This window comes from Nostoc sp. (assembly GCF_036916655.1).
Classification (GTDB): domain Bacteria; phylum Cyanobacteriota; class Cyanobacteriia; order Cyanobacteriales; family Nostocaceae; genus Nostoc.
This window is the reverse complement of the sequence record NZ_JBALFY010000086.1, coordinates 1-22,148: the sequence shown is the minus strand read 5'-3', so window position 1 is coordinate 22,148 and position 22,148 is coordinate 1. Positions and strand designations below refer to the sequence as shown.

Here is a 22,148-nt window from a genome sequence, read left to right as displayed (position 1 = left end):
TGGTCGTAACGGAGGAGGTGACAGATATTATACAGATGGCGAACTAACTATTTGTGTACTTTCAATGAATAATATTGCTCAAACAAAACCATCAAGTTATTCACCATCACCAGAGCCCGTTAAGTTCAAAAATCAACTGTGGTCATGGCTGCGACACTATTTTAAATAGCTCAACTCAAGAAAACAGGATAATTTTATGCAAATGCACAAAATGTTAAACTTATTTTTCAAGAAAGATAATTTAAATTTCTAGACCTCTGTGAGGGGAAATAAAATTTTAGCTAGGAGAGGCTTTTAAGCAAAGGTATAATTTTCTGTGACAAAAGTAATAGGGTAGTATAAAAAGTAAATGGTCAATAAAAAATGGGCTGTCAAACGACTGACAGTAAATCTCACGTCAACAGAAAGACAGAAATTGTCACAATACTGTGCAAAAACAGGAAGACCCATGAACGATGTAATTCGGGAATTACTGCGTTCTTTAAAGGTTGATAGGGACGAAGCATCGGAAATTTCGCCAGATTCTAAAGTTTCAGAGTTAGCTAGGCTTCAAAAATAAGCCAATATAATGAAGAAGAGAATATTGCTTCCCTATTCACAAGACTCAAATAATGTTTGAGGAATTAACAGTCAAATGGTCTATATCGAATGGGAAATCACCCCATCCATTCAGTCCACTGCGGCGCATAAATTTTTTCTCCGACTTACTTCCCTGGATTTGAGATGCACTTGATATCAAACTAACCTCTTTGAAAACCTTTCACTGGTTGTTTTTGTCTTTTACCTTTGGGTTTAGATTTATTCACTTCTGTAAGTGCTTCTTGAAATAAATTATGTAGATGTAAAGGAACACTAGCAATTTCTGGTAATTCTGGCTCGATAGGTTTACCATACTCTTGCAAAATTTTGTCTAAATTATTGCTCAGGCTAAACTCAGCACGTTGCAAGAAATCTTGCAAGACTTTTTCTAATTGAGTGGGATATTTTTGTGCTAACCGATGCCATGTATAAGCATTAATATTTTTATCTTCTAAGTAGTGACGAATTAGTTTTACTGCACCTTTAATACTTTGCCAATCATCAGCTAATAATATAGTTGTGATTTTAGTATATGTTGATAAAAACATCAATCCCCAACGTGGGTGAGAAATGGCTGTGACTTGTTCTGCTCTTATGAGTTCAGCAGGTAAACCTACTTGAGGTGCAACCATTTTTGAAGTGCTGTTTTTCCCATCAAAGATTTGAGAAACAGCGTTAGTATCAATCCCAAATTCTTTAGCAGCGACGATAATTTCTTCTGCACTAATACCAGCTTTTGCTACTATTTCATTCAAATATTTGGAACTATCAACTCCGGCGGCTTTGAGATATTTATCGGTGATAATTTCTCGAAATTCAGTTATCTTATTATTGAGTTGGTATCCTGGTAATGTCACTTCATCAGTCCCAAAAAACTCAACAAACTGCTGATGATATTGCTCTACTGACTGCCATGCTTGTTCTAGCAAGTCTGGAGCATCGCTGTAAAGATGACTTTTATAATTATCTTTAAAATTTCCAATGGCGACGGCGAGTTTTGGCTTACCGAGTTTACCCATAAATGTGTGAGAGCCAGAAAATATCCACTGATTATCAGTAAGAGGAAAAATGCGTGTTAGTAAAATATCTCCTGGCTTGAAACGAGATGTGGCTGGTTGTTTTTCAGGGCTGTTAGACTTGACAATGTAATTTTTAGCTGTCAGAACTATGTAACGTTTAGCTGTCAACCAGTTCATGAGTTCTAAGCCATCAGGTAAAATCTGGGTGATAGTAAATAAACCAATAAAACTACGATGCCAGCTATTCAGGAGATTGCGATCGTTCTCTGACAAATCTGCATGACTGGCGATGAATAACTCTATAGGTGAGCGTTCGCCAATTTTCCCTTCTGTAATAAACCTGTCAATGATTACTTGTTGTTGGGTGCGATCGCCATTACCGCTAGGCATCTGTGCAGATGCATAAATGTCGAGTGCTTGTGCTAGTTCACCGTCAGCATCTAGGACAAAATCAACCAAGGCTTGTTTGAGTGTGTGCGATCTTTCTACTATGGCATCCACAAGCGAATCTTTCTATTCAACAATTGTAGGCTATAGCGTTTTTGAGGATTATCGCATCTAGCAATAGCTAGATTTTTTTAGCCATAGCGTTTTCTATTCTTGTCAGTCCAGTATTGCTAATGGACACAGCCTCAAATTGAGAGACATCCCGGTTCAACCATTTCTCGAAAATACCAGAGCGCCCATCGTCAGGTTTAACAAACTGGTAAACCTGATGATGACATCTCGCCCCCAGACCAGAGGAAACGCATCTCAATATAGTACATATATACTGATATAGTAAAAAGGTAGCGTTCATAGGTGAGATGTAAGTAAGCATTTAAGCTTTGATTCTTAGCTTAGATTTCCAGTTTCTTGAACAACTTTCTTTAACTGCTCAAAGGTAATACTACCGTCTTCATTCCCGTGCGTAGCTATTAATTCCTGGGGACTACTCACACCTGTTTCTGCTGAGATGATCGCACTCAAACCAGGGCTTAAAAAAAGCTCATTAATCGAGACTTTACCATCTTGATCGCTATCTAAGGTGTTAAAAAGAGATTGAAGCTCTTGCTCGGTTGCCATAAATTTTTATCTGAAGAACCGTTTTCAACTTAATATCTCATTAATCTCGGATTAATCTCTCAAAATTAAATAAACTTGTATCTTTAGACATAGAAATGGCTATCGCTGAGGGTTAAATTGAATGTACGCTGGAGTGATGTTGTGTCAGTTACTGGTGTAGTTGTACTTATATTATTACTGACTGACACCGACTCACTAAGAAATACTTCATCCCGATTGAACCACTGCCTAAAAATTGAATCAGGCTGATCATCAACGTTAATCACAGAACCACGTTTCCCCCAAGTCTGCAAAGATTCGGGCTGAAAATTCTGATCAAGGATTGGGGAATTTTATCGCTTAATGTTCCCAAAATATGGGGTTGGTTGCGTTGTGATTAATTATTTAGCTCACCCAGCAACAGGTGATTTGTTCAAAGTAGCAACCTACGCATTACCGACTAGTAATGATTTACTGCCAATGGATAGAATTGTTGTGGCTGGACTTAACCCAAAAGAATCTATCGCATACGTTCGCTTAATTAGTATCCAGTCAGAATCAGTTTTAGCTGTTACGCACTTGAAAGCTCCAATTATGGATGAGGTCGTAAATGTAAATATCAACGACGAGATAACACTTTTTAAGTAGGGTATTCAAGAGGCAGAAACCAGCAAGCCAGATAACAACATAACCCAGATATCAATTCCATAGAGCATGGTAGTATCTGGGGGTGTAAATCGAGGCATTTAAAATGGCAATAGAAGTCCATCCATCATCCTTTCGTTGCGACTGTGGACATGACTCATATTTCTTTGAGAATACCGTTAGGGAGATGAAAAACATGAGCATCCATAAACGAGTCCGTTTAAGCGACTCAGAAGATAACGAACACACAATTGTTTTTTTCAAGGGCAAGGCGATAGAGATTGTTTGCCCCAAACTCAGAACTTGCACAATTACCGACTCACAGTAACGCTTTTGATGAAACAGTGAACTACTTTGACCTAAACCACCGCCACCCAATCGCACACCACAGACCTACACTCGCTCCCAAAGTTAACCCAAACCTGCCATTGCCCCAGATATGCGTTCCAGTAAGGCTCACCATCAGCAATCGTTGGCAGGGAAGGCAACTTGGGTGTTTTTCTCAGCAATACGAGCGGCCAAGAAGTTATGTCAATTGTCACAAAAAAATTGCTCCTCAAATCTAGCCCCTAGTTTTTTTTGCTGTCACCTCTATCTCAATCCGCATTCTCGGATCTGAAAGTCCTGCAACAATCATTGTTGCTGCTGGTCTGACATCTCCTAAATATTTACGAATTACTGGCCAGCTTTGTTCAAAGTCTTCTCGAATCGGTAAAATATAACGAACTCGCACTATATCCTGCATTACCAGTCCTGCCTCTGTTAGTGCAGCATTAATATTTTTAAAACACTGCTCTGTTTGTTTTACAACATCATCAGATATGGTCATCGAACTGTAATCAAAACCTGTGGTACCAGAAACAAAAACCCAGTCTCCATCAATAACGGCTCTAGAATAACCAATTTCTTGCTCAAAGATAGAACCCGAAGATATGAATTGACGACTCATTTAATTGTGGAATCTCCTTCCAAATGTATCTACAATTAAACCACTATCAACCAATCGCACAGTACAGACTTACACCCCGAAGCAAAGTTAACAGCAATCTGCCACTGCCCCAGATACCCATTCCAAAACGGCTCACCATCAGCAATTCCAACAGCCGAGCCGATTGTGGAGACTAACTGATTGTAGAACGAGCCAGCGCTATCCAAGCCTTGCTGTAATTTCAGTTTCAGCCCTTTCCAGGCTTGTTCTTGGGAAGTGGACACTACCTCTTCTAATATTTGGAAGGTTGTGTCAATCATTGGTGTCGATAAAACTATATTATTAGTGACTGACACCAACTCATTTTGAAATGCTTCATCCCGATTGAGCCATTGCCCGAAAATTGAATCACGCTGATCATCAGGGGCAACAAACCGATAGACGCACTCCCGATTTTCACGCTTACCCAACCGACCAACGTAGTTCAACTTCAAATCAATCTTGGCAAGTAACTTCTGTGCGATCGCCACGGGAGTAAGTTTTTCCGAGATACTAACATTCAAGTAATTCTTGATAACGTGCCGATGCGTTACAGCCAGGGCTTTAAACTCCACCATCTTCTCGTCGCTGCCACGTAACTGAACGTCTGGTGTAAGAAACTGTAACAGATTCAGATTTTCGAGTAACAGTACAGCAGGCAATAGCTGCCCTTTGTTAAAATCAGGTTTCCAAATCGAATTCTCCCCAGCTTCTAGCAGCGATGCAGCTCTTTTGGCATCACGAGTTGTCAGAAACTCTCGTCCCAGCGTCAAATAGTAGTGCATTCTCAGTTGAGGATACCAGCCGTCGTCATCTTTCTCGACCAAATCAGGGGTTACGTCAATTTCGTAGCGACGGGATAATTCCGCCTTACGCTGTTGATGTCGTTCAGTTTTGGTTTTGGCACGTTTATCTTGCAGCTTCTTGAGTTCAGCCCCAGAGAGTTCATCAGAATCCGCGATCGCCTGACACTCCGCAGTATACAATTCAACAGATGCCGCTTTAACCGACTCGATAACAGCCCCGCTCTCATCATCGTCGGCATCGTCGGCATCAATAACGGTATAACCATCCTCGACCAATCCCCCAAGCACAGACTCTCGATAACGCCGCATCTCAACGTTGATGACAGAACCACGCTTACCCCAAGTCTGCAATGACTCTGGCTGGAAGTTCTGGTCAACAAAGCTGTAATCGTCATTGTCCGCCGCCGACAACAGCGCAATGTTAGCCTGTGTTGCGACGTGTTGACTTCTGAGCAATCCCCCTATGGATGTAGAACCATTCCCTACAACCGACATCCCCCACTCTCTGACCCAGATATGACGGTCAACAGTCTCTCTTAATCGGGCAAGCATCTGCCGCACAGAGTTAACCGGCTGCACTCCCTGAAATATTCCCCATACACCATCAAAATGTCCTCGAATATCGATAGATACTCCAGTTTCAAGACTTGGAGAAGCGATAACCAAATCATACTGGGTAAGAATCTCGTTCAGATGAGCGATACAACCGAAAGCTGCATGAGATGGATCAGCAACAGATTCGCTGTCAATTCGCAGAATCCGTAGGTGTGGGAACTTGCGGCGAAAACGTTCTTCCAATGCTTGCGTCCCCCACTTGGACTTTGCTTTTTGAGCAGAGCAGCATAATAAATGATGCCCACCTTTGGCAATGGCTTTGTCGAGTGCCGCGATAAGATTCTTCGGGTTACTCCCAGAATAGTTGTAACAGTTGCCAGCTACGTGGCGATAATTGTTGACGATTACGAAGGGATTAACTCGATATTCACCAGCGAGTGATAAAACATACTTTACATCTATATCTGACACATCGGCAGAAGACAGATAAATCTTTCCCTGGCTACTCCCCAAAACATTCTGCACTAACTGCTTGAGGTTTTTTAGAACGGACACACGCCGCTTTTGCACTTCCGTACCAGAGTTAAGCAAATGCCAGAATACTTGGTCACATTCATCAATAATAATCACATCATTTGACCAGTCATTGGGATTGAATCGCGCCTGACTTTCTTGATGCAATGAATCAACGCACACTCCGTATCCTAATAATGTGCCTGTTTCATTCGTTCGGACTTCGGTAACATAGTTAACGCCAAACCGATTACACAGTGCCTCTCCCAGTTGAATGCGATGGGTGATAATTAATACCCGTCTCTCCTGGTCATGTGCTTTTGCCACCTCAGTTGCAAGCCATTCGGTTTTACCAGTGCCTTTGGGAGCTTTGAGAACAATCAGTTTTTCACCTTCGGGGACGAGAAGCTGGCCCAAGAAACGTTGGTTAAGTGCGATCGCAGGCGGGTAAGTCAGTAGAGTGAACAGCTTAATCTCCCACAACTCTAGTGCAACGGCAGTATTGTAGAGCGCATCAAATGCTGGTTGACCCAAGGCATAGATAAAATCATCAACCCCTTTCTCTGCCCCTAATGGTAAATCAATCACTCGCAGCGAACAACCCTCATTTACCAGCAACCGACCCATACGACTGATAGCAGTTCTCACCCGTTGGACTGTCTCAGGTTTGTTGTCCTGGTCGAAGCAGATGTTAACCTGTCTCCCCTGTGTTGCAAAATGTTTCAAGTCGGGAATCAGAGAGGGCTTACCAATAGCGTTACCGTACTCATCATGGGGGGTGCGGTATCCAGCGTTAACACCAGGAATTGCGATCGCAGCATAACCAGCAGTCAGTAACGCCCCCGCTTTCTTGACACCTTCCACGATTGTCACTGGCACATTATGGCGCCAAACCCAATGCCAGAAACCGCCAGGGTGCTGTAGGTCTTCTTCAGTAATAGGGATACCACTACGATTGGAAACTTTCACCCAAATGCGATTCGGGACTAGCAGGAAGAAAGCGCGTGTCTCTTCTCTGTATGGATGCTCGTACTTGATAAACTTGTGGATCTTTTGGCGATCGCGTCGGGGATGGTCGGGTTTGAAGCAGCCCCACATCATCAGGACGTAGTTGTTGAGTGGGTCAACGCCACTGCACCACCAGCCGCCTAGTTCGATGTGCTGGTATTTTTTTAAATCGCGATCGCGCAGTCGTCCATCATTGCGGCGGGAGATTTTGGGACTGTAGAGCAGATATTCGTAGGGTAAAGTCCCAGAGAGTGATCGCACATTCAGAGCAATGATTTCTTCGTCAACGCCACTATTTAACCATTCTTGTAAGTGTAGAGCTTGAGAATCAGATTCGATTATACGCATATTCCCTCTATTTTTTGACGCATGGAAATAGAGCGGCATTGCACCCATGCCGCCGGTTCAACTTTTTGTGAGAGCTTTTGCTGGCTATGAAATCCTGACTAAGCCAGCCAGAGGGTTATTTATTCCTCCCGGTGTGCGGTCGAAACGTAAGATTAATTCGTGTGCTAACAACTTTATTGGTCTTGGGAACTTGGTGCAGATGTGTCGATTGACAACCTGGGTGCATCACAAGCAAACTGCCATGTTCCAACCAAAAATCAGTAGGTCTGCCATTTCTCGGTTTAATTTGGAATTTTCGACATGACCCCAAACTGACTGATGCAATCGCCGGGTTAAGTCCCATCGATGGTTCGTTGTCTGCGTGCCAGCCAATCGAATCCTGTCCACTGCGGTATTGATTGCCGATGACGATGCGGAACTTATAGCCAGTCAACGCAGTGATTCTGTCCCGTAAGCTAGACAGAGCTTCTGTCCAGCATAGTGGTTTCAAAAATACACTATTCGAGTAAAGATAATCACATCCGGCATCACCATAAATGCACTCAAGACGGGGAACGGGCATTGTTTTACCCAGCATCCTAATTTGATTTTGCTGCCACTCCAGTTTCAAGCAGTGTTGGTAGAGTGAGTTGGCAAGTTCCTGACTTAAGAAATCGGGATAATAAGTGACTGGTAAAACTGGGGTTGATTCAGCAAATAAATTGAGTTGTTGCATGATACTTTTCTCCATCCGTTAGTTTTGGTTGGCACAGAAAACTTCGATAAGCACACTTTCGGGATACAAACCGACTCTTCCAAACCGGGGGTCATGAATGCGTTCTATTTCTATCCCTTGTTTTCGGCACAATGCGCTTGCCTTTCGACCTTTAGTACCGGCTTCTTTAACCGATATTTCTAAACCTTGAAGATTAGCGAAACCAACAACACTATATTTGTGGCCGCATGGGGTATTTACCCTGTCTTGCTCAACTTCAACCGCTTTAAGACGGGATAAAATTTCGGTCTGTTGCTGTTGTTGTTGGAGTAAATGCTGTTCTTGCTCTGCCAATTGTTGTGCTAAAGCGGCAAGTAACTGTACTTGAGTCATTGACTTCTGCTGTACAGGCTCTTGACTCATCATCACTTTCATTAAGGTTCTGTTAGCCCAGATGCGGAACTCGACAGAAACCCACTGAGCTAAATCAATGGCGATTTCTGGGTGAATCCAAGTACCTTGAGAACTGCCATAGCCATCAACTTCGATGACAAGAGACGATATCGGGATTCCGATGTCGTTTGAAAGTGCCGTCCAGTAAGCTTTTGTGGACTTCCGTTCTTTGTAATGCCCCCAAGACTTATTATTTGCATGGCACATCTGAGTTGCATTCACGTAGCCTTTGGGTATGCTGTATTTGCCTAGCTGCCCAACTTCTGGCATTTGGTTGATATCTGAGTCACGCCATTTGTGTATCAACATAATTAACTCCTTGGTTATTGTTCAAACAATGAAGAAAGAGGAATTGCAATCTAAGAAATTCAAGCATTTACCCGCACCAAACTTTTTTCACCAACCAGTGAGAAACGATTCGATATAGTTGGTGTCTTAATTAACGTTGGTGACATCAATTCAACAAGGTAAAACCAAGAATCATGCACCAGCGCAATCCCCAGAATCAGCCGTTGTTTTGTTCCCTTGTCGTGAGAGCAAAGGATCACTCTTTCGCCCAAAACGAAAGCAGGTTTTTGCACGTTGAGTGCTTCTAATTCTCCCGTCCCGATGATTTGGTTCTGTGTAACGTGGAGTATTTCTTTACCGCAATCAATTGAATAAATCCAACATTCGTGTTTCCATTGCATACCGCAGCAGTAACCAAATCTCCTCGTAGTTCGTAGGAAAACTCTCTCCAGTAAATTAACTGCAACAGGTGGAATTGTTTGTCCCCAAGGTGGAGAGAGATACCAGCTTGTTTGAAGTGCGTTAATGTGGTCAATCATGCTTTTTTTCCTAATAAGTAATTAATGGCTTCGGAGTCAATAGAGGCAATACGCTTTTTTAAATGTTGTGTGGGATTTTCAAAAAAGCTTTTGAGATGCCATCTCCGAACTTGATAACGCTTAGAAGAACGGCGGGTAGTTTTCAACCAACCACGGCGCACCCAACCAGAAACAGTGGTGGAATGCACACATAGAACACGGGCGATTTCAGCACTACTATAGTTATCGAGGAAGGGGCTTGTAGAATAACCTAAAGCCCAAAGTTTAGTAGCGATAGCAATTGGAGTACGAAAATACCCATGTCTTTTTAAGATTGAGGCTATTTGCTTAGGGGTATAAAGTTCAGCTTTAGCTTCAATGATTCCGAGTTCTTCATCAGTCCATTTGGGATTCATTTATTACCTCCAATGTTTATGCAGACTTAGGAGAAGAATTTTCTTGAACAATCTGAGCGTTGATAGATTCAAAATCCACTTGAAAGATGTTCATATCTGTGGACATTTCCCCAGTGTTGTAGCGGTCTACTATGTGCTGCTTGATTGCGGATTGATTTAGCCCATCAGGGATATCGATGTGCGCTTCACTGATGATTTTTTCGACTACTGTGACAATGACTTTCATGGTTTTTATTCCCATCTAATTAATTGAGGATTCAGAAGTAAAATTATTCTGAATCCTGTCTGCTGATTTACACTGCTCCGGCTTTTGCTGTTTGCAACTGCTGCATCCATCTGTTGATTGCCGTTAATTCATCAGCACCGCTAACAACAGCATCAATAACCTGCTTTTGATACGAAGACTCAGCATGATTGGGATACTCGCACTTGTTTGAAGCCCAAGCCAAACACATGGTTTTGATTAGTTCATTAATCTGGCTAATATCAAGTAAACTTGGGCGGTCAACATCCTGGAATTGCAACCACTCTTTGACCAAATCAAGTGGATAATCAAGCAAAGTGCGAATATTTTTGATTCGTAAATCTTGAGGGTGTACTGGTTGAGGGACTACGCTAAGTTTTGGTGTAGATGGAGTGCCACCTAAGCGAAATTGAATGTCATGAATGATAGTTGCCCAATCAGCATTTTTGTTCCATTCTCTTTCAATTCTGCTTTTACTTGCAGCATCGTAAAGATTACAGAAAACCGTGTTTTCGTCACCAGCATTCGCAACGATAATCAGTGGTTTAGAAAAATCTTGGATTAAAGAGGCAGCGAGAAGAAAGCTTTTGGCAAAATTAGTTTCAACACCAGTCCTGACAATATAAAGTTCATCAGCACTGACGACAATATCCAGCTTGAGATTATCCTTGCCTTTGAACTCTTTAGTCGTAAATCGCAGTTCAGACAGATAGCCAGTTAATGCTCTTTGGGAAACAGGAATGGTTTTATCCCTCTCAATATCGTAGTGATACCACAGGTAAGATTCTCCACCTAACTCAGCATTTTTGACATATAAATAGATGGGTTCGGGAGGGTTGCATAAACCTAGTTTGATTTCAGTAACCATGTTTACCTCGGTTAAAGTTTTATTGATTGTTGTTCTGTGTGCAATAATGGGAATTCTGTAGCGGAAGAAAAACTTCCGTGCGTTCATCTAAAGTAATGGCATTCCTTTAGGTGAACGCTTTTGTACAATTAGAAGGTTCTCGATTGCCTTCTAATTCCCATTGCAAATAAGTCAGTGCGGTTTGAGCATCGGCAATATTTAAATCAGGGCTATATCCCTTGTCTAGTAACTGTTTGTAGTCTCGGTGCGTAGTAATTTGAGATATCAGAATTTGGGCTTGATCAACTAAGTAGTGCAGATTTGGGTTAGACATCTCAATGCCCAATCGTGAGCATAAATCTTCTGCTTTCACTCCCATGATTCCTGGTTCAATCTCCGTTTCCAACTCTTCAAGCAGAGATTGAAAGTTGGGGTGTTCATCGTTGATTTCAATCTCAATCAAATCTGCGCTCTGTGTAACGACAGTTGCCCAATTAGGTAAAGTCTGTGCAATGGTTTTAGCGTAAAGTTTCATGATTGGTTCCTCTTTGATTAAGAGCTAAAAATCCTCGGCAATCTCTAACAAAAAGCCGCGTTCCGTGTTCTGCACTTGCACCAGTTCTCTATCCAGCAGAGTTTGAATGACTGAATCTGAGAATTGGAATTGCAAACGATGCAATGGAGCACAACCGCCGCAAAGCCGAATTGAACGCAGCAAATGATTTGCTCTGTGGTCAAAGCTATCTGTAGAATTAGCCATTGGTGCTACCTCCAGTGATGGCTGCTAATTGTTGTTGCAGAATTGCTATTTGACTTTGATGAAGCTCAATCTCTGCGGTAATTTCTGAGAATAATTCTTCTGGAGAAAGCGGTTGAATTTGATCCTCTTTCAAGTACGATATTTCATCAGAGTTTTTATTAGGCATCAGCACATAGCGCCAACCATCATCAAATTGTTCAGCCAACTCTGTACCAGATGGGTAGTAATAAAGTCCTAAGATGATGCCTTGTTCTGTACGCTGTTCCAAAGCAAAGCGAGGGTAGCCCCAGTGTTGGGGGATTGAGATTGTGGCTTGCATAGATTTAATTGGGATTGGTGAATAAGCGAATAGTTGATGAGCGATCGCTAAGGAGTAGATGTAGAGCAATCGCTCTCGTCTGTGCGAGAATTACGCCGCTACCAACTCCCGGCTTTCTGCAACTGGCGCATACTCCCGTAACAGTTCCCAATCAAGGGTTGTCAGCATCTCAAATGGTCGGTCTAGCAATTCTTCGCAGTCAACTGCTTCTGCATGGGGTACGGTATCCACCATCGACAATGAGCGCACAGCATCAAACACGGAGTTAGAATACTGCTGCTGACCTGAATAACCCAGGATTACCCACCAGTTACCGTCAGTGCATCCGACTTGCCCCAGTTTCACGCCGTTGTTGTTGTAAATGCCATCATCGAGGATTTCAAACCCGTAATTCTGGCACTCGTTGAAGATATGCGCCATGATTTGGTTTTCGGTCGTGGGGGGTGTTGCAAGTTGTTCCTGCACAGGTAATGAGCCGTCTTTATAGTGAGCGCAGATGAAGCGATCGCAACGCATTAGAGTGTTGGCACGAAATATTTCTTTATCGTTTACCATAACCACCCAGCGTTGCGTTAAATGGTTGTCGTCATGGCTGATGCTGGCTATCAGTTGATTACCAGCATAATATTCGTGATGGTCAAACGAGATTTCGACTATTGTGAGGGGTTCGGGAGCTACGGCTTGGGCTTGGTCGGCGATGTAGCTGTCGAGTTCGGCTTGGGCGAGGGCTTGGTTGTCGGGGGCAGCAGGGGCGAGTTTTTGAATCTTGCTGGCTTGATAATTAACAATGGCGAAAATCCAGGCATCCTTACAGCGTTTGTCGCTTACTTCGGCTGTGCAGGCGATTTCGCTGTAGATTTGCTTCAGACGGGCTATGGATTTCAGTTGCAGCTGTTGTGCTGTGTAAATAACGTGAGTCATAATAAATCAGTTCCTAACGGGACAGAAAGCGCTTCAGATTCGCGGTCGGGAGCGCTTTCTTTATATCTAAATAATACCAGCTAACTATATAGCTGTCAACAGAATGCTAGATAGCTGTTGACAGGAAAGTATTAAACTATTATTCTGTAAGATAGAATTCAATGTAATGGATGTGAGATGTAAATTGCGGGAGTACATGGAGGAACAAGACTTGACTCAGCAGGAGGTTGCTGCGCGAACTGGGTTAAGTCCAACAATTATTGGAAGACTTTATCACAATCGTTTTAGTCGTTTGGATAATCAGACAGTAATCAAGGTTTGTAAATTATTTAATGCTTCGTTAGGTGAAATGTTTTTTATTGACGAAGGTGCGTAAATTTGCCAACTAATCACCCCTCCAGGGGCGATTTTCAAAGCTTCATTCATCTAATGGTATATCTGCAATATGTTCTTATCCTCAAGGGATTTTTGAAAATAGTAGCCCTACAAGTTTTATAAGTACGGTTGCCGTGTCACAGATCAATATAGTTTAAAACAACACTGGGCTAAAGGTGGAATGATGAACAAGCCATCCTCTAGAAGGAAAAAACCTGCCTCTAATGTATCCAGTGGTTCAGAACTACCAATTAATACTTCTAACTCAAATATTTTTTCCCAAGAAGAGCTAGATTCAGCAGCGATAACACTTGCAGTTGGTGAAATTGAAGAGTTGAGCGACGATGAACAAACCGCTCGCCTGTATTTAGAACGCAAAGTGGAGAGAGCGTTTTTTGAGGCTGGTAAGGCTTTAATGGAGTTACGCGATCGCCGTTTATATCGTTCAACTCATCGTACTTTCGAGGAATATTGCCGAGATCGCTTTGGTCACAGTCGTCAAAAGTCGAACTACTTAATTGCAGCAGCTGATGTGTACGAAAATTTGACAACAATTTGTTGTCAAAATTTAGGGATTAAGGATTTGACAACAAATGGATCACAAATCTTACCTACCAGTGAAGGTCAAGTTCGACCAATGACGAAACTAGAACCTCAAGAGCAATGGCAGGTGTGGCAAGCGGCAGTGCAACAAGCTGATGGCAAAGTGCCAACTGGTCGTGTTGTCAAAGATGTGATTGAGCGAATTCTAGAGCGTACTAAAGCCCCTAATCCTTACCACCTTGGCGAAGTTTGCCAAATCCTTGCAAAAGACAATCCCGAACTCAGGGGCAAAGGTGGCTGCTGGTGCATCGTTAGCCATGTCGGTGAGTTCAGTTGTACAGTTACAATGTGGGATGGCGAGTACAGCGTCAGAATTGACCACCTCAAGCCACTGAACTACTTGGAGTCGGAATGTCAGCAGATGCAGCTAATCAGCGATCGCATCAGTAGGTTGCGGGAAAATGAGAAATTAGAAGAAGCTGCCCGTGCTGTGCTGAAGCATCTGGGGGAGTTGAAGCGACCGTATTTGACTGCTATGGAGGAGAAGTTGTTGGGTTTGATTGAGCAGGAATATGGGGTTAATGAAGGAAATAAGCCGATTGCAAATTCGTGAAGATGATTTGACAGGTAAAAATATTGCTAACCTTCTGAGGGAACATCTCGAAAACATGCATGAGATTACCCCACCCAAAAGCGTTCATGCTCTTAATATAGAGGCATTGCGTTCGCCTGATATTACTTTTTGGACGGCTTGGGATGGCGAAGAACTGCTTGGATGCGGGGCATTGAAAGAACTAGATTCAAAAAGCGGTGAAATTAAATCAATGCGTACCGTCAAGGCTCACCGACGTAGGGGTGTCGCCTCAAAGATTCTGGAACAGATTATTAAAGAAGCCCAACGGCGTGGTTACGATTGCTTGAATTTAGAAACAGGGGTAATTCCAGAATTTGCTTCAGCACGAGCCTTGTATACACGGTATGGGTTTGAGTACCGAGGCCCCTTTGGTGAATACATTGATGACCCGAACAGCGTATTTATGACGAAAAAGCTTGCTTGATTGGTTAGTAACAATCACCGTTACTGCTGTTGAAATTCCAGAGTTAAGCGAGCAAGAAATTAGCGATAAGCCTGACGGCATGGCTACGCTTACCGCTTGCACCTGGAGCGAAAGGTAGAACGGGCGTTTTTTGAGGCGGGAAAGGCACTTATGGAGTTACGCGTTCATCCTTGACGTTGCCGAAGGCAGTAGAGGAAGCGGGTGGTAAAGTACCCAAGTGGTAGAATCGTCAAAGACATTGTGCAGCGCATAATGGAGCGAACCAGAGTACCAAACACCTACCACTTGGGCGAAGTATGCCAAGTTTTAGCCAAGGACAACCCCGAACTCAGGGGTAAGGGTGGGTGTTGGTGTGAGGTAAAGGTTATTTGCAGCCGCTCAAGCGAACCGTTAGCAGTAGTTACGATGCACTTCAACAGACTAAGGACAAGTAACTAAATCGAAATTACAATCATTACGAGACAAAGTAATCATGGAATTCAACCCAAACAACAATGTTGTTAAACTCTGTCTTCAAGGTATGGGCATGGAAGAAAAAGGCAAAGCAGAAGAAGCAAGTAAACTGTTTCTTCAAGCCTGGAACGAAGCGACATACGACTTTGAAAAGTTTATTTCAGCTCATTATGTCGCCCGACATCAAAAAGATGTTTCCGATAAATTAAAATGGCTCGAAACGGCTTTGCATTTTGCATTAAAAATAAATGACGACTCTGTTAAGAGTGCTTTGCCTGCTCTATATTCAAACATTGCTAAATGCTATGAGGACTTAAGCGACCCCGATCAGGCAAAAAAGAATTATGAATTAGCAACTTCGTTTAAGGATAAACCTTCTGACAAAGGTCCTTTTTATCATGGGACTAAAGCAGATTTGTTGGTTGGCGATTTACTGACAGCAGGGGGCAGTTCTAATTACAAATCTGAACTCAAAATGAATCACATTTATTTTACAGCTCTTGTTAATGGAGCGGGACTAGCTGCTGCATTAGCAAAAGGCGATGGACGTGAACGTGTTTATATCGTTGAACCGACAGGGAGTTTTGAAAATGACCCGAATGTTACAGACAAAAAATTTCCGGGTAATCCGACACGTTCATATCGCTCCCAAGCACCATTAAAAATCGTTGGCGAAGTCACAGATTGGGTGAGACAAACACCTGAGGAACTCCAAAAATGGCGTGAAAAGTTGGCCAATAACAAAGGAGAAATTATTAATTAATTTCTAAGATTCCCACATCCTGCTCACCGATTGAAATCAACGGCCTTCCTTATTTAACGGCTGTCGAAGAGAAATTGTTGACGCTTCTAGAGTCTGAGTACAGGATTGGTTAAGCCTCTGAACAATTATGGCAATTTTGCATCCGAATAAGTAGGAAGTGCAAAAATTACGTAGAATCTTATTTTGGCAGTAAAAAACAAGTCATTAAGTTGAAGATAAGCTAATTCAGATTTTTAAGAACATTTGATTTATTTTATTTATCATTTTATCAATTTTTACACTTATCTATGTCATTTTGAAATCTCCCTTAGTTTTTATTAGTAAATAAGATGCGTTTGCCCTGAGGAATGCTGCTTCTGCTATCGCCAGATGATTATTTACGTGCAGTAAAGGGTACTTTGGGAGCAATTGTACAAAATTAGTACAAGAATTTTTACCAGAAACCATAAAGCGATCGCCCATCCATTCTGCATTCTAATCCTCTAAATTATTCACAACCCGATTGATCGCCTCAAGTGATTCATCACACCATGCTACCCAGTCTTCTTGATAGCGAATCGCCCGACGAATGATGAGGTGCATATAGATATCTTTGAGTTCGAGCGAATCCAAATTTTTGGCAAAGTGTTCATCCATTTTTTTCAAGTGTTGCGCCATTTCCGTATGCAGTTTTTGCCTGCGCTCGATTTCGCGAAGAACTAACTGACTTGGCACGAGATGCCCCGCTAATCCGATTACGCCTAGATCCTCCCTGATGGCAGTGGGTTCGGTGGGTTGGGTTAACCAGTCGATCAATTCTTCCTGTCCCTTGGCAGTGATCGAATAGATTTTTTTATCTAAGCGTCCAGATTGGGGAATTGCTTCGTAGATCGCGCAACCTTGTTGTTCTAATTTACTTAGTTCGGCATACACCTGCTGCTGACTCGCTTTCCAAAAGCAACCCCCAAATCCTTCAACAAATTCTTTGGCGACTTCATAGCCGCTCAGGGGTTGTCGCGATAGAAATGCCAGGATCGTATGCTTGAGAGCCATAAATGCCAGTTCTAAAAAATCAGGACTAAAAACCACTTGACGGATTTTATGATTTGAGTATACCTTGATTCTTGTACTCAAAAAATTGAATACAAAGAATAGAATTTAACATGGGAAATTTGCAAAAGCGACTAAAGACCCAATATGGTCCTTGGGCTATCGTCACGGGTGCATCCTCTGGCATTGGTCATGAAATGGCACTGAAGTTAGCTGAGTCGGGATTGAATCTTGTTTTGGTGGCGCGGAGGCAAGCGATTTTAGAGCAGATGGCGAAGGATTTGAGCAATCGCTATGGTATTGAGGTGCGTTCAGTGGTGCAGGATTTGGCGGTGGAGAGGAGCCTGGAAACCCTTGCGGTGCAGACCCACGATTTGGAGGTTGGGTTGCTGGTGGCGGCGGCAGGTTTTGGCACATCAGGAGCGTTTCTCAATTCCCGATTGGAACAAGAGGTGGAGATGCTGAATGTTAACTGTCGATCGCTCTTGGGGCTAACCTGGCACTTTTCGCAGCGGTTTGCCAAGCAGCGACGGGGCGGCATCGTATTGATGAGTTCGATCGTCGGGTTTCAGGGAATGCCATTTGCTGCTCATTACGCAGCGACCAAAGCTTATGTGCAAACTTTGGCTGAAGCCCTGTATGTGGAACTTGCACCCATAGGCATTGATGTAATTGCTTCTGCCCCAGGACCAACTAACAGCGGTTTTGGCGATCTCGCTGGGATGAAGATGGGCAAGGTTCTAAGCGCAGCGGAGGTTGCTCAAGGAACTTTAAAGGCGTTGGGTCGAAAGTCCACAGTGTTGCCGGGATTTCTATCAAAACTACTGACCTACTCGCTGGTACCATTACCCCGATGGGCACGGGTGCAAATTATGGGCGGTGTGATGAAAAGTATGACGAAGCATTGAAACCTTTACCGTTGTGACTGCCATGAAAAATTTTTAAGATCATCCGACCGTCCAATGTTGGCGCAATCGCACGGCTGACCAATCACCAAAGTTCAATCTCTATTTGACTACCATCTTTTTAACGAACTGTCATGCTGTCCCCATCTGCCACTTGAGTAGCTATCGATTCTTCAGTAAGGGCGATGGATGGCTAGTTAGTTCTATGGAAAATCAAGATAGCGGTGATGATAGCTCCAGCATTCGCAGTTAAAATTATGCCAGTTATCCATGATAGCTTCATGTTGCTAGGTCTGCTATTGTAATATGAGAAACCACAATTCTTTTCCGCATTAAACATTTACTACACCTGGTACTGAAAAGCCTTACAAATAGTACTATAATGCTTAACTGACAAAATTAGCTGTGTTTCCCTGCACTAATCTATACTCTGATTAACGTGTCATTCAAATTCTCTTTTCGATAACAACGAATTTACTAGGTTTAAGTTTTTGCTCTAGCTAGCTTTGCCACTCTAGCTTAAAACAGAGCCAACGCTCGTCTGAAGAAAAACTAATTTTAATTTCAGAAATTAGTCGCTATCTAGTGGTATCTAGCGGTTCCTCTGAGGGCTAAAGTCTGATATGACTGTAATTGTCCAAACAGGGGAGTACGGATAAATCCTGATGTCTTTTGAGTAGTCAAAATGGCTTCGGTAAGGAGGGAAGTTTCTTTTTTGCCGATAGCTAGATTGATAATTGGTAGGAGGAAGCTCAGTTTGACTATATTTCCTCCAATGTCAGGGTTTGGTGGTTTGCTAATAATTACCGTCAGTAGTGTCCCGATATCAGTATCTAATGCCTGAATTTGGTCGCCACTAAAATGCTGCTTGATGTTTTGTGTTCTGTAATCAAGCTGTGAAACTCCATTGAGAATTGAATAGTTTATGTGAGTGTCTTTGCCCTCAAGCTCAAACTCATTTGGTCGTTGCACAACAATTGCTTCTGCTGGTTTTGTGGATTTGGGCATTAAAAAAGAAACTAATGATGTCGTGGTTCCGCCAGTCACAAAGGTAAGAGCAGTTTTGAGAATTTGACGGCGTGGAGAATTTGGGGGTATATCTTTGAGGTTAGAGTTAAGGTTCATATTTGAGAAATACTAGAAATAAAATTCTGTTTACAGCGCTTCCGGCTATTATGCAATATAGTTTTCTCCTTGCCCCTCTCCTATCATCGCTTTCAGCTTTTAAGATGTACCTCATAGCTGCTGGAAGTGCTGTAATAGCTAGACAGATTGTGGCGTTAGCGAGATGTTGAAAATTTTCCATAACCCACCTCGTTGCTACTTGACTTCATGACATAGCATTTAAAAGTTTGGCAGCGCCGAGAGTAGATCACGAAAAACTTTTTGGTTTAACGGTTAAACTCTCGTAAATCTTGTTTTAACCTCGATATCTCAAACTAAAAGCCTAGACTCGCTAGGTTTTAATTATGCTTCGACTCAAAAATTATATATTGTTTGTGTGTTTTTTTGTAGCATTATCTGTTTCACTCACACTAGGCAGTATCAATTTAGTTGACGCTAGCGACTTCCGCAGCCGCAAACTAAATACTCTATACGGACAACCTCCCATAGTAATCGGTCATCGTGGGGGTGGAACTGGTTATCGTCCAGAACATACGGTGGGAAATTTTGGGTACGATCTGATTGGTTCTCACAACTTAGGAATTGAATTTGGTGCAGACTACATTGAACCTGATTTGGTAGTAACCAAAGATGGAGTCCTTATTGTTCGCCACGAACCTCTATTGGCAACAGTGAAAACAGATAACAATGGCAAGATTGTGTACGATGCTCATGGAAAAGCTACTATTCAAGAAGCCACAACAAACGTTGCCGATGTTTCAGAATTTGCTCCCCGTTTAACAACTAAAGTCCTTGACGGAAATCGTGTTACAGGTTGGTTTGCAGAAGACTTTACTTTAGCTGAGATAAAGAAACTCCGGGCAATCGAGCGCCTCCCCAATATTCGTCCTCAGAATACTCAGTATAATGGTCTGTTCCAAATCCCTACTTTTGATGAAGTTATCAACCTTGCCAAACGCCGCGAAGCAAAAACTGGTCGGAAGATTGGTATCTATCCCGAAACCAAGCACCCGACATATTTTGCGGAAGCTGGTAAATATTTAGATGGCACTCCGATCCATGTCAATACTTCAAAACTTCTGATTGACCGCTTAGTCGCCAATGGCTACACCAATGGCGATCGCATTTTTATTCAATCCTTTGAAGTCTCTAATCTTAAAGAATTAAAAAATCGGATCATGCCCTCTGCTGGGGTCAATATTCCTTTAATTCAGTTAATTGATAGCAGTGGTGCTCCTTATGATTTTGTTTACCACAATCTTCCTCAAACCTATGCCGATCTCATTACTCCGGCAGGGTTGACTCAAGTTAAAACTTACGCAACAGGAATTGGTCCTGACAAACGGTTAATAGTGCCTGCTTCTGCACAATTGGATAAGCAAAGTCAACCAATTGACATCAATGGAGATGGGCAGATCAGTGATGCTGATAAGTTCCTTAAACAACCAACTTCCTTAGTCAGAGATGCTCATAATGCTGGCTTGCTAGTCCATCCTTACACTTTCCGCAGCGATTCATATTTTCTCTCCCCTGACTACCAAGGGCAACCACTTCGTGAATATGAACAGTTCATTAAGTTAGGAATAGATGGCTATTTTACTGACTTTGCTAATTATGGATATGTTGCCAAGGAAAAAGCGATACATAGCTTACGTGAGGCTCATCAAGTTAGAATCTGGGAACTTCCTAAAACTAACTACCCTGTTAAGTGATTAAGAAGCAAAATTAACTATACAGCCAATCGCCTACCTTGACGAAATTCTGAAAAATTTTTCATAAACCTGTCCTTCACTACCTCCCCGATACCCAAACAAAAACTACCTGACGAAGCGGGTAGTTTTTGTTTGGGTAATTTCGTTTCAGTAGTTGGAATCAAAGCAAAGCGATCGCCCCCCAGTTCTCAATCCAAAATAAGAAAGCTTTCCTGAAAATTTTTTCACATTCCCACCGCCATAACTTGACCTCGTGAAAAATTATTCATGATCTTGGCCGCATCATCAACAGGACAGGGTAGGCTAGAGTGTCTATCTACCCCAGGCAAAGCTACAGAATTCATCAATCAAATACCCATTATTTAAAAATCTAATAGAGGTTAGGAAAAACGGAGCTTATTCATTAATAAGAACTAATAAAAATTTCCAGAATATATAAATATTGTAACCAGCCAAAGGTATATGAGTAATACTGAATGCTTCTTTATTAAACCTGATTGTGGGAACAATCGTAGTTATTTTCTACTATTTTAATTCAGTGGATATGCTGATGTCAGTCGATGACTGCTACCTAATAAGATGTATATAAAAATACTCGTGCCAACTTGAATCATCAATATTTATGCAACGCTTCGGTCGAGAACTATCTCTAGAGAGAACCTATCATGAGTAAAACACTATGGAATATCCTTGGTATACTAACCATCTTTGCAGGGATATCCTTGTTCATGATGGCACCAGAAAGATTCGCAGCCTTACCACCTGATCAACGACCTAAATTCATCACAGGTGGTGTTTTGATCGCTGGAATACTGAGTGTAATTGCCAGTACCTGTTTCTTTCCCAAGGTTCGTCCCATAACTCTGCGAATTTTAGGAACTGTCGGTATAGCGTCATGTGTGTTTGATCTGATTGAAGGTTTTCATCGAGGTGATTTTTCGCAATTCGCCATCATTCTTGTCTTTTGGCTACCTGGCTCTATTTATCTCATGGTTAAAGGCAAGATGACCTAATGAGTGATAATTCACATCCCTCCCCCAATATCGGGTAAAAGCTTTTCAGTAATTGTTCACCGAATTGCTTACCTTATAAAAGTTAGGCGAGTTGAAGCTTCACGTATTATTGTTTTAGCTTACAACCGTAATGGGCAGGACTGTGCCAAAACGGGAAAATTGTACGCTAAGGAATTAATGCAAACGCTAAAACCTTTGTGAGGCTTGGGTTTTAGCCATTGCTGAAAA

Annotated in this window: 29 protein-coding genes; 11 read left to right on the top strand and 18 right to left on the bottom strand. The window is 42.3% G+C overall.

Annotation, left to right across the window (positions count from 1 at the left end; all coding sequences use genetic code 11):
- Positions 1-740: 740 nt before the first annotated feature.
- The 3 genes from V7L31_RS23420 to V7L31_RS23410 form a co-directional block, all read right to left on the bottom strand.
- Positions 741-2,099 (bottom strand): hypothetical protein, encoded by a 1,359-nt coding sequence (locus tag V7L31_RS23420; RefSeq protein WP_334698481.1) that lies wholly within the window; start codon positions 2,097-2,099, stop codon positions 741-743.
- A gap of 333 nt (positions 2,100-2,432) precedes the next feature.
- Positions 2,433-2,663: an EF-hand domain-containing protein gene (locus V7L31_RS23415; protein ID WP_334698480.1), complete on the bottom strand. Its 231-nt coding sequence runs from the start codon at positions 2,661-2,663 to the stop codon at positions 2,433-2,435.
- A gap of 83 nt (positions 2,664-2,746) precedes the next feature.
- Positions 2,747-2,929, bottom strand: a complete 183-nt coding sequence (locus tag V7L31_RS23410; RefSeq protein ID WP_334698479.1) for a hypothetical protein — start codon at positions 2,927-2,929, stop codon at positions 2,747-2,749.
- Positions 2,930-3,005: 76 nt separating this feature from the next.
- Between V7L31_RS23410 and V7L31_RS23405 the strand changes: the two genes are divergently transcribed.
- Together V7L31_RS23405 and V7L31_RS23400 are read left to right on the top strand one after the other, a co-directional pair.
- Positions 3,006-3,290, top strand: coding sequence for a hypothetical protein (locus tag V7L31_RS23405; RefSeq protein ID WP_334698478.1), 285 nt, complete (start codon positions 3,006-3,008; stop codon positions 3,288-3,290).
- Between the two features lie 103 nt (positions 3,291-3,393).
- On the top strand, positions 3,394-3,615 hold the full coding sequence (locus V7L31_RS23400) for a hypothetical protein (RefSeq protein ID WP_179069493.1): 222 nt from the start codon (positions 3,394-3,396) through the stop codon (positions 3,613-3,615).
- Positions 3,616-3,646: 31 nt separating this feature from the next.
- Here the strand turns inward: V7L31_RS23400 and V7L31_RS23395 are convergent, their stop codons facing one another.
- The 13 genes from V7L31_RS23395 to V7L31_RS23335 all read right to left on the bottom strand — a co-directional run bounded on the left by V7L31_RS23395 (position 3,647) and on the right by V7L31_RS23335 (position 12,944).
- The gene (locus tag V7L31_RS23395) at positions 3,647-3,829 is read right to left on the bottom strand and encodes a hypothetical protein (protein WP_334698477.1); all 183 of its coding nucleotides are present in this window, start codon (positions 3,827-3,829) and stop codon (positions 3,647-3,649) included.
- Positions 3,830-3,849: 20 nt separating this feature from the next.
- The gene (locus tag V7L31_RS23390) at positions 3,850-4,236 is read right to left on the bottom strand and encodes a RidA family protein (protein ID WP_334698476.1); all 387 of its coding nucleotides are present in this window, start codon (positions 4,234-4,236) and stop codon (positions 3,850-3,852) included.
- A gap of 35 nt (positions 4,237-4,271) precedes the next feature.
- A complete protein-coding gene (locus V7L31_RS23385; RefSeq protein ID WP_334698475.1) occupies positions 4,272-7,484 on the bottom strand; it encodes a plasmid replication protein, CyRepA1 family in 3,213 nt (1,070 codons plus the stop codon).
- 115 nt (positions 7,485-7,599) lie between these two features.
- Positions 7,600-8,199, bottom strand: coding sequence for an alpha-ketoglutarate-dependent dioxygenase AlkB family protein (locus tag V7L31_RS23380; protein ID WP_334698474.1), 600 nt, complete (start codon positions 8,197-8,199; stop codon positions 7,600-7,602).
- 18 nt (positions 8,200-8,217) lie between these two features.
- The gene (locus V7L31_RS23375) at positions 8,218-8,940 is read right to left on the bottom strand and encodes a KilA-N domain-containing protein (RefSeq protein WP_334698473.1); all 723 of its coding nucleotides are present in this window, start codon (positions 8,938-8,940) and stop codon (positions 8,218-8,220) included.
- A 59-nt stretch (positions 8,941-8,999) separates the two neighbouring features.
- The gene (locus tag V7L31_RS23370) at positions 9,000-9,458 is read right to left on the bottom strand and encodes a DUF1392 domain-containing protein (RefSeq protein ID WP_334698472.1); all 459 of its coding nucleotides are present in this window, start codon (positions 9,456-9,458) and stop codon (positions 9,000-9,002) included.
- Positions 9,455-9,853, bottom strand: a complete 399-nt coding sequence (locus V7L31_RS23365) for a hypothetical protein (RefSeq protein ID WP_334698471.1) — start codon at positions 9,851-9,853, stop codon at positions 9,455-9,457. The genes V7L31_RS23370 and V7L31_RS23365 overlap by 4 nt, the downstream gene beginning before the upstream one ends.
- 16 nt (positions 9,854-9,869) lie before the next feature.
- Entirely contained in the window at positions 9,870-10,079 is a 210-nt protein-coding gene (locus tag V7L31_RS23360; protein ID WP_334698470.1) for a hypothetical protein, read from the bottom strand.
- 67 nt (positions 10,080-10,146) lie between these two features.
- Positions 10,147-10,965, bottom strand: a complete 819-nt coding sequence (locus V7L31_RS23355) for a hypothetical protein (protein ID WP_334698469.1) — start codon at positions 10,963-10,965, stop codon at positions 10,147-10,149.
- 106 nt (positions 10,966-11,071) lie between these two features.
- Positions 11,072-11,479 carry a hypothetical protein gene (locus V7L31_RS23350; protein WP_334698468.1) on the bottom strand — a complete coding sequence of 136 codons (408 nt, stop codon included), beginning with the start codon at positions 11,477-11,479 and terminating at the stop codon, positions 11,072-11,074.
- A gap of 24 nt (positions 11,480-11,503) precedes the next feature.
- Positions 11,504-11,704, bottom strand: a complete 201-nt coding sequence (locus V7L31_RS23345; RefSeq protein ID WP_334698467.1) for a hypothetical protein — start codon at positions 11,702-11,704, stop codon at positions 11,504-11,506.
- Positions 11,697-12,092, bottom strand: coding sequence for a hypothetical protein (locus tag V7L31_RS23340; RefSeq protein ID WP_334698466.1), 396 nt, complete (start codon positions 12,090-12,092; stop codon positions 11,697-11,699). The genes V7L31_RS23345 and V7L31_RS23340 overlap by 8 nt, the downstream gene beginning before the upstream one ends.
- 21 nt (positions 12,093-12,113) lie before the next feature.
- Positions 12,114-12,944: a hypothetical protein gene (locus V7L31_RS23335; protein ID WP_334698465.1), complete on the bottom strand. Its 831-nt coding sequence runs from the start codon at positions 12,942-12,944 to the stop codon at positions 12,114-12,116.
- 166 nt (positions 12,945-13,110) lie between these two features.
- Between V7L31_RS23335 and V7L31_RS23330 the strand changes: the two genes are divergently transcribed.
- From V7L31_RS23330 to arr, 5 genes are all read left to right on the top strand, one after another.
- Positions 13,111-13,320, top strand: coding sequence for a helix-turn-helix domain-containing protein (locus V7L31_RS23330; RefSeq protein ID WP_267923390.1), 210 nt, complete (start codon positions 13,111-13,113; stop codon positions 13,318-13,320).
- Positions 13,321-13,500: 180 nt separating this feature from the next.
- Positions 13,501-14,475, top strand: coding sequence for a hypothetical protein (locus V7L31_RS23325; RefSeq protein WP_334698464.1), 975 nt, complete (start codon positions 13,501-13,503; stop codon positions 14,473-14,475).
- Complete coding sequence (locus V7L31_RS23320) at positions 14,444-14,920, top strand: GNAT family N-acetyltransferase (RefSeq protein WP_334698463.1); 477 nt, start codon at positions 14,444-14,446, stop codon at positions 14,918-14,920. Before V7L31_RS23325 ends, V7L31_RS23320 begins: the two co-directional genes overlap by 32 nt.
- A complete protein-coding gene (locus tag V7L31_RS23315) occupies positions 14,913-15,038 on the top strand; it encodes a hypothetical protein (RefSeq protein ID WP_334698462.1) in 126 nt (41 codons plus the stop codon). Before V7L31_RS23320 ends, V7L31_RS23315 begins: the two co-directional genes overlap by 8 nt.
- A gap of 627 nt (positions 15,039-15,665) precedes the next feature.
- Positions 15,666-16,136, top strand: coding sequence for an NAD(+)--rifampin ADP-ribosyltransferase (arr, locus tag V7L31_RS23310; protein ID WP_442944476.1), 471 nt, complete (start codon positions 15,666-15,668; stop codon positions 16,134-16,136).
- A 474-nt stretch (positions 16,137-16,610) separates the two neighbouring features.
- On the opposite strand, the gene V7L31_RS23305 is transcribed toward arr, so the two are convergent.
- On the bottom strand, positions 16,611-17,204 hold the full coding sequence (locus V7L31_RS23305; RefSeq protein WP_334698461.1) for a PadR family transcriptional regulator: 594 nt from the start codon (positions 17,202-17,204) through the stop codon (positions 16,611-16,613).
- 83 nt (positions 17,205-17,287) lie between these two features.
- On the opposite strand from V7L31_RS23305, the gene V7L31_RS23300 reads away from it, so the two are divergent.
- Together V7L31_RS23300 and V7L31_RS23295 are read left to right on the top strand one after the other, a co-directional pair.
- Positions 17,288-18,073, top strand: a complete 786-nt coding sequence (locus V7L31_RS23300; protein ID WP_334698460.1) for an SDR family NAD(P)-dependent oxidoreductase — start codon at positions 17,288-17,290, stop codon at positions 18,071-18,073.
- Positions 18,074-18,176: 103 nt separating this feature from the next.
- Positions 18,177-18,323: a hypothetical protein gene (locus tag V7L31_RS23295; RefSeq protein ID WP_334698459.1), complete on the top strand. Its 147-nt coding sequence runs from the start codon at positions 18,177-18,179 to the stop codon at positions 18,321-18,323.
- A gap of 329 nt (positions 18,324-18,652) precedes the next feature.
- Here the strand turns inward: V7L31_RS23295 and V7L31_RS23290 are convergent, their stop codons facing one another.
- Positions 18,653-19,195 carry a hypothetical protein gene (locus V7L31_RS23290; protein ID WP_334698458.1) on the bottom strand — a complete coding sequence of 181 codons (543 nt, stop codon included), beginning with the start codon at positions 19,193-19,195 and terminating at the stop codon, positions 18,653-18,655.
- Between the two features lie 344 nt (positions 19,196-19,539).
- Between V7L31_RS23290 and V7L31_RS23285 the strand changes: the two genes are divergently transcribed.
- Positions 19,540-20,907 (top strand): glycerophosphodiester phosphodiesterase, encoded by a 1,368-nt coding sequence (locus V7L31_RS23285; RefSeq protein WP_334698457.1) that lies wholly within the window; start codon positions 19,540-19,542, stop codon positions 20,905-20,907.
- Between the two features lie 665 nt (positions 20,908-21,572).
- Positions 21,573-21,920, top strand: coding sequence for a hypothetical protein (locus tag V7L31_RS23280; protein WP_334698456.1), 348 nt, complete (start codon positions 21,573-21,575; stop codon positions 21,918-21,920).
- Positions 21,921-22,148: the final 228 nt, after the last annotated feature.

Excerpts from the sequence above, each read along its gene's own strand:
- V7L31_RS23390 (WP_334698476.1), bottom strand. The coding sequence starts at position 4,236 with ATGAGTCGTCAATTCATATCTTCGGGTTCTATCTTTGAGCAAGAAATT.
- V7L31_RS23405 (WP_334698478.1), top strand. The coding sequence starts at position 3,006 with ATGTTCCCAAAATATGGGGTTGGTTGCGTTGTGATTAATTATTTAGCT.
- V7L31_RS23400 (WP_179069493.1), top strand. The coding sequence starts at position 3,394 with ATGGCAATAGAAGTCCATCCATCATCCTTTCGTTGCGACTGTGGACAT.
- V7L31_RS23290 (WP_334698458.1), bottom strand. The coding sequence starts at position 19,195 with ATGAACCTTAACTCTAACCTCAAAGATATACCCCCAAATTCTCCACGC.
- V7L31_RS23320 (WP_334698463.1), top strand. The coding sequence starts at position 14,444 with ATGAAGGAAATAAGCCGATTGCAAATTCGTGAAGATGATTTGACAGGT.
- V7L31_RS23330 (WP_267923390.1), top strand. The coding sequence starts at position 13,111 with ATGGATGTGAGATGTAAATTGCGGGAGTACATGGAGGAACAAGACTTG.
- V7L31_RS23415 (WP_334698480.1), bottom strand. The coding sequence starts at position 2,663 with ATGGCAACCGAGCAAGAGCTTCAATCTCTTTTTAACACCTTAGATAGC.
- V7L31_RS23365 (WP_334698471.1), bottom strand. The coding sequence starts at position 9,853 with ATGAATCCCAAATGGACTGATGAAGAACTCGGAATCATTGAAGCTAAA.
- V7L31_RS23325 (WP_334698464.1), top strand. The coding sequence starts at position 13,501 with ATGATGAACAAGCCATCCTCTAGAAGGAAAAAACCTGCCTCTAATGTA.
- V7L31_RS23285 (WP_334698457.1), top strand. The coding sequence starts at position 19,540 with ATGCTTCGACTCAAAAATTATATATTGTTTGTGTGTTTTTTTGTAGCA.
- V7L31_RS23380 (WP_334698474.1), bottom strand. The coding sequence starts at position 8,199 with ATGCAACAACTCAATTTATTTGCTGAATCAACCCCAGTTTTACCAGTC.
- V7L31_RS23355 (WP_334698469.1), bottom strand. The coding sequence starts at position 10,965 with ATGGTTACTGAAATCAAACTAGGTTTATGCAACCCTCCCGAACCCATC.
- V7L31_RS23370 (WP_334698472.1), bottom strand. The coding sequence starts at position 9,458 with ATGATTGACCACATTAACGCACTTCAAACAAGCTGGTATCTCTCTCCA.
- V7L31_RS23350 (WP_334698468.1), bottom strand. The coding sequence starts at position 11,479 with ATGAAACTTTACGCTAAAACCATTGCACAGACTTTACCTAATTGGGCA.
- V7L31_RS23360 (WP_334698470.1), bottom strand. The coding sequence starts at position 10,079 with ATGAAAGTCATTGTCACAGTAGTCGAAAAAATCATCAGTGAAGCGCAC.
- V7L31_RS23345 (WP_334698467.1), bottom strand. The coding sequence starts at position 11,704 with ATGGCTAATTCTACAGATAGCTTTGACCACAGAGCAAATCATTTGCTG.
- V7L31_RS23375 (WP_334698473.1), bottom strand. The coding sequence starts at position 8,940 with ATGTTGATACACAAATGGCGTGACTCAGATATCAACCAAATGCCAGAA.
- V7L31_RS23385 (WP_334698475.1), bottom strand. The coding sequence starts at position 7,484 with ATGCGTATAATCGAATCTGATTCTCAAGCTCTACACTTACAAGAATGG.
- V7L31_RS23335 (WP_334698465.1), bottom strand. The coding sequence starts at position 12,944 with ATGACTCACGTTATTTACACAGCACAACAGCTGCAACTGAAATCCATA.
- V7L31_RS23280 (WP_334698456.1), top strand. The coding sequence starts at position 21,573 with ATGAGTAAAACACTATGGAATATCCTTGGTATACTAACCATCTTTGCA.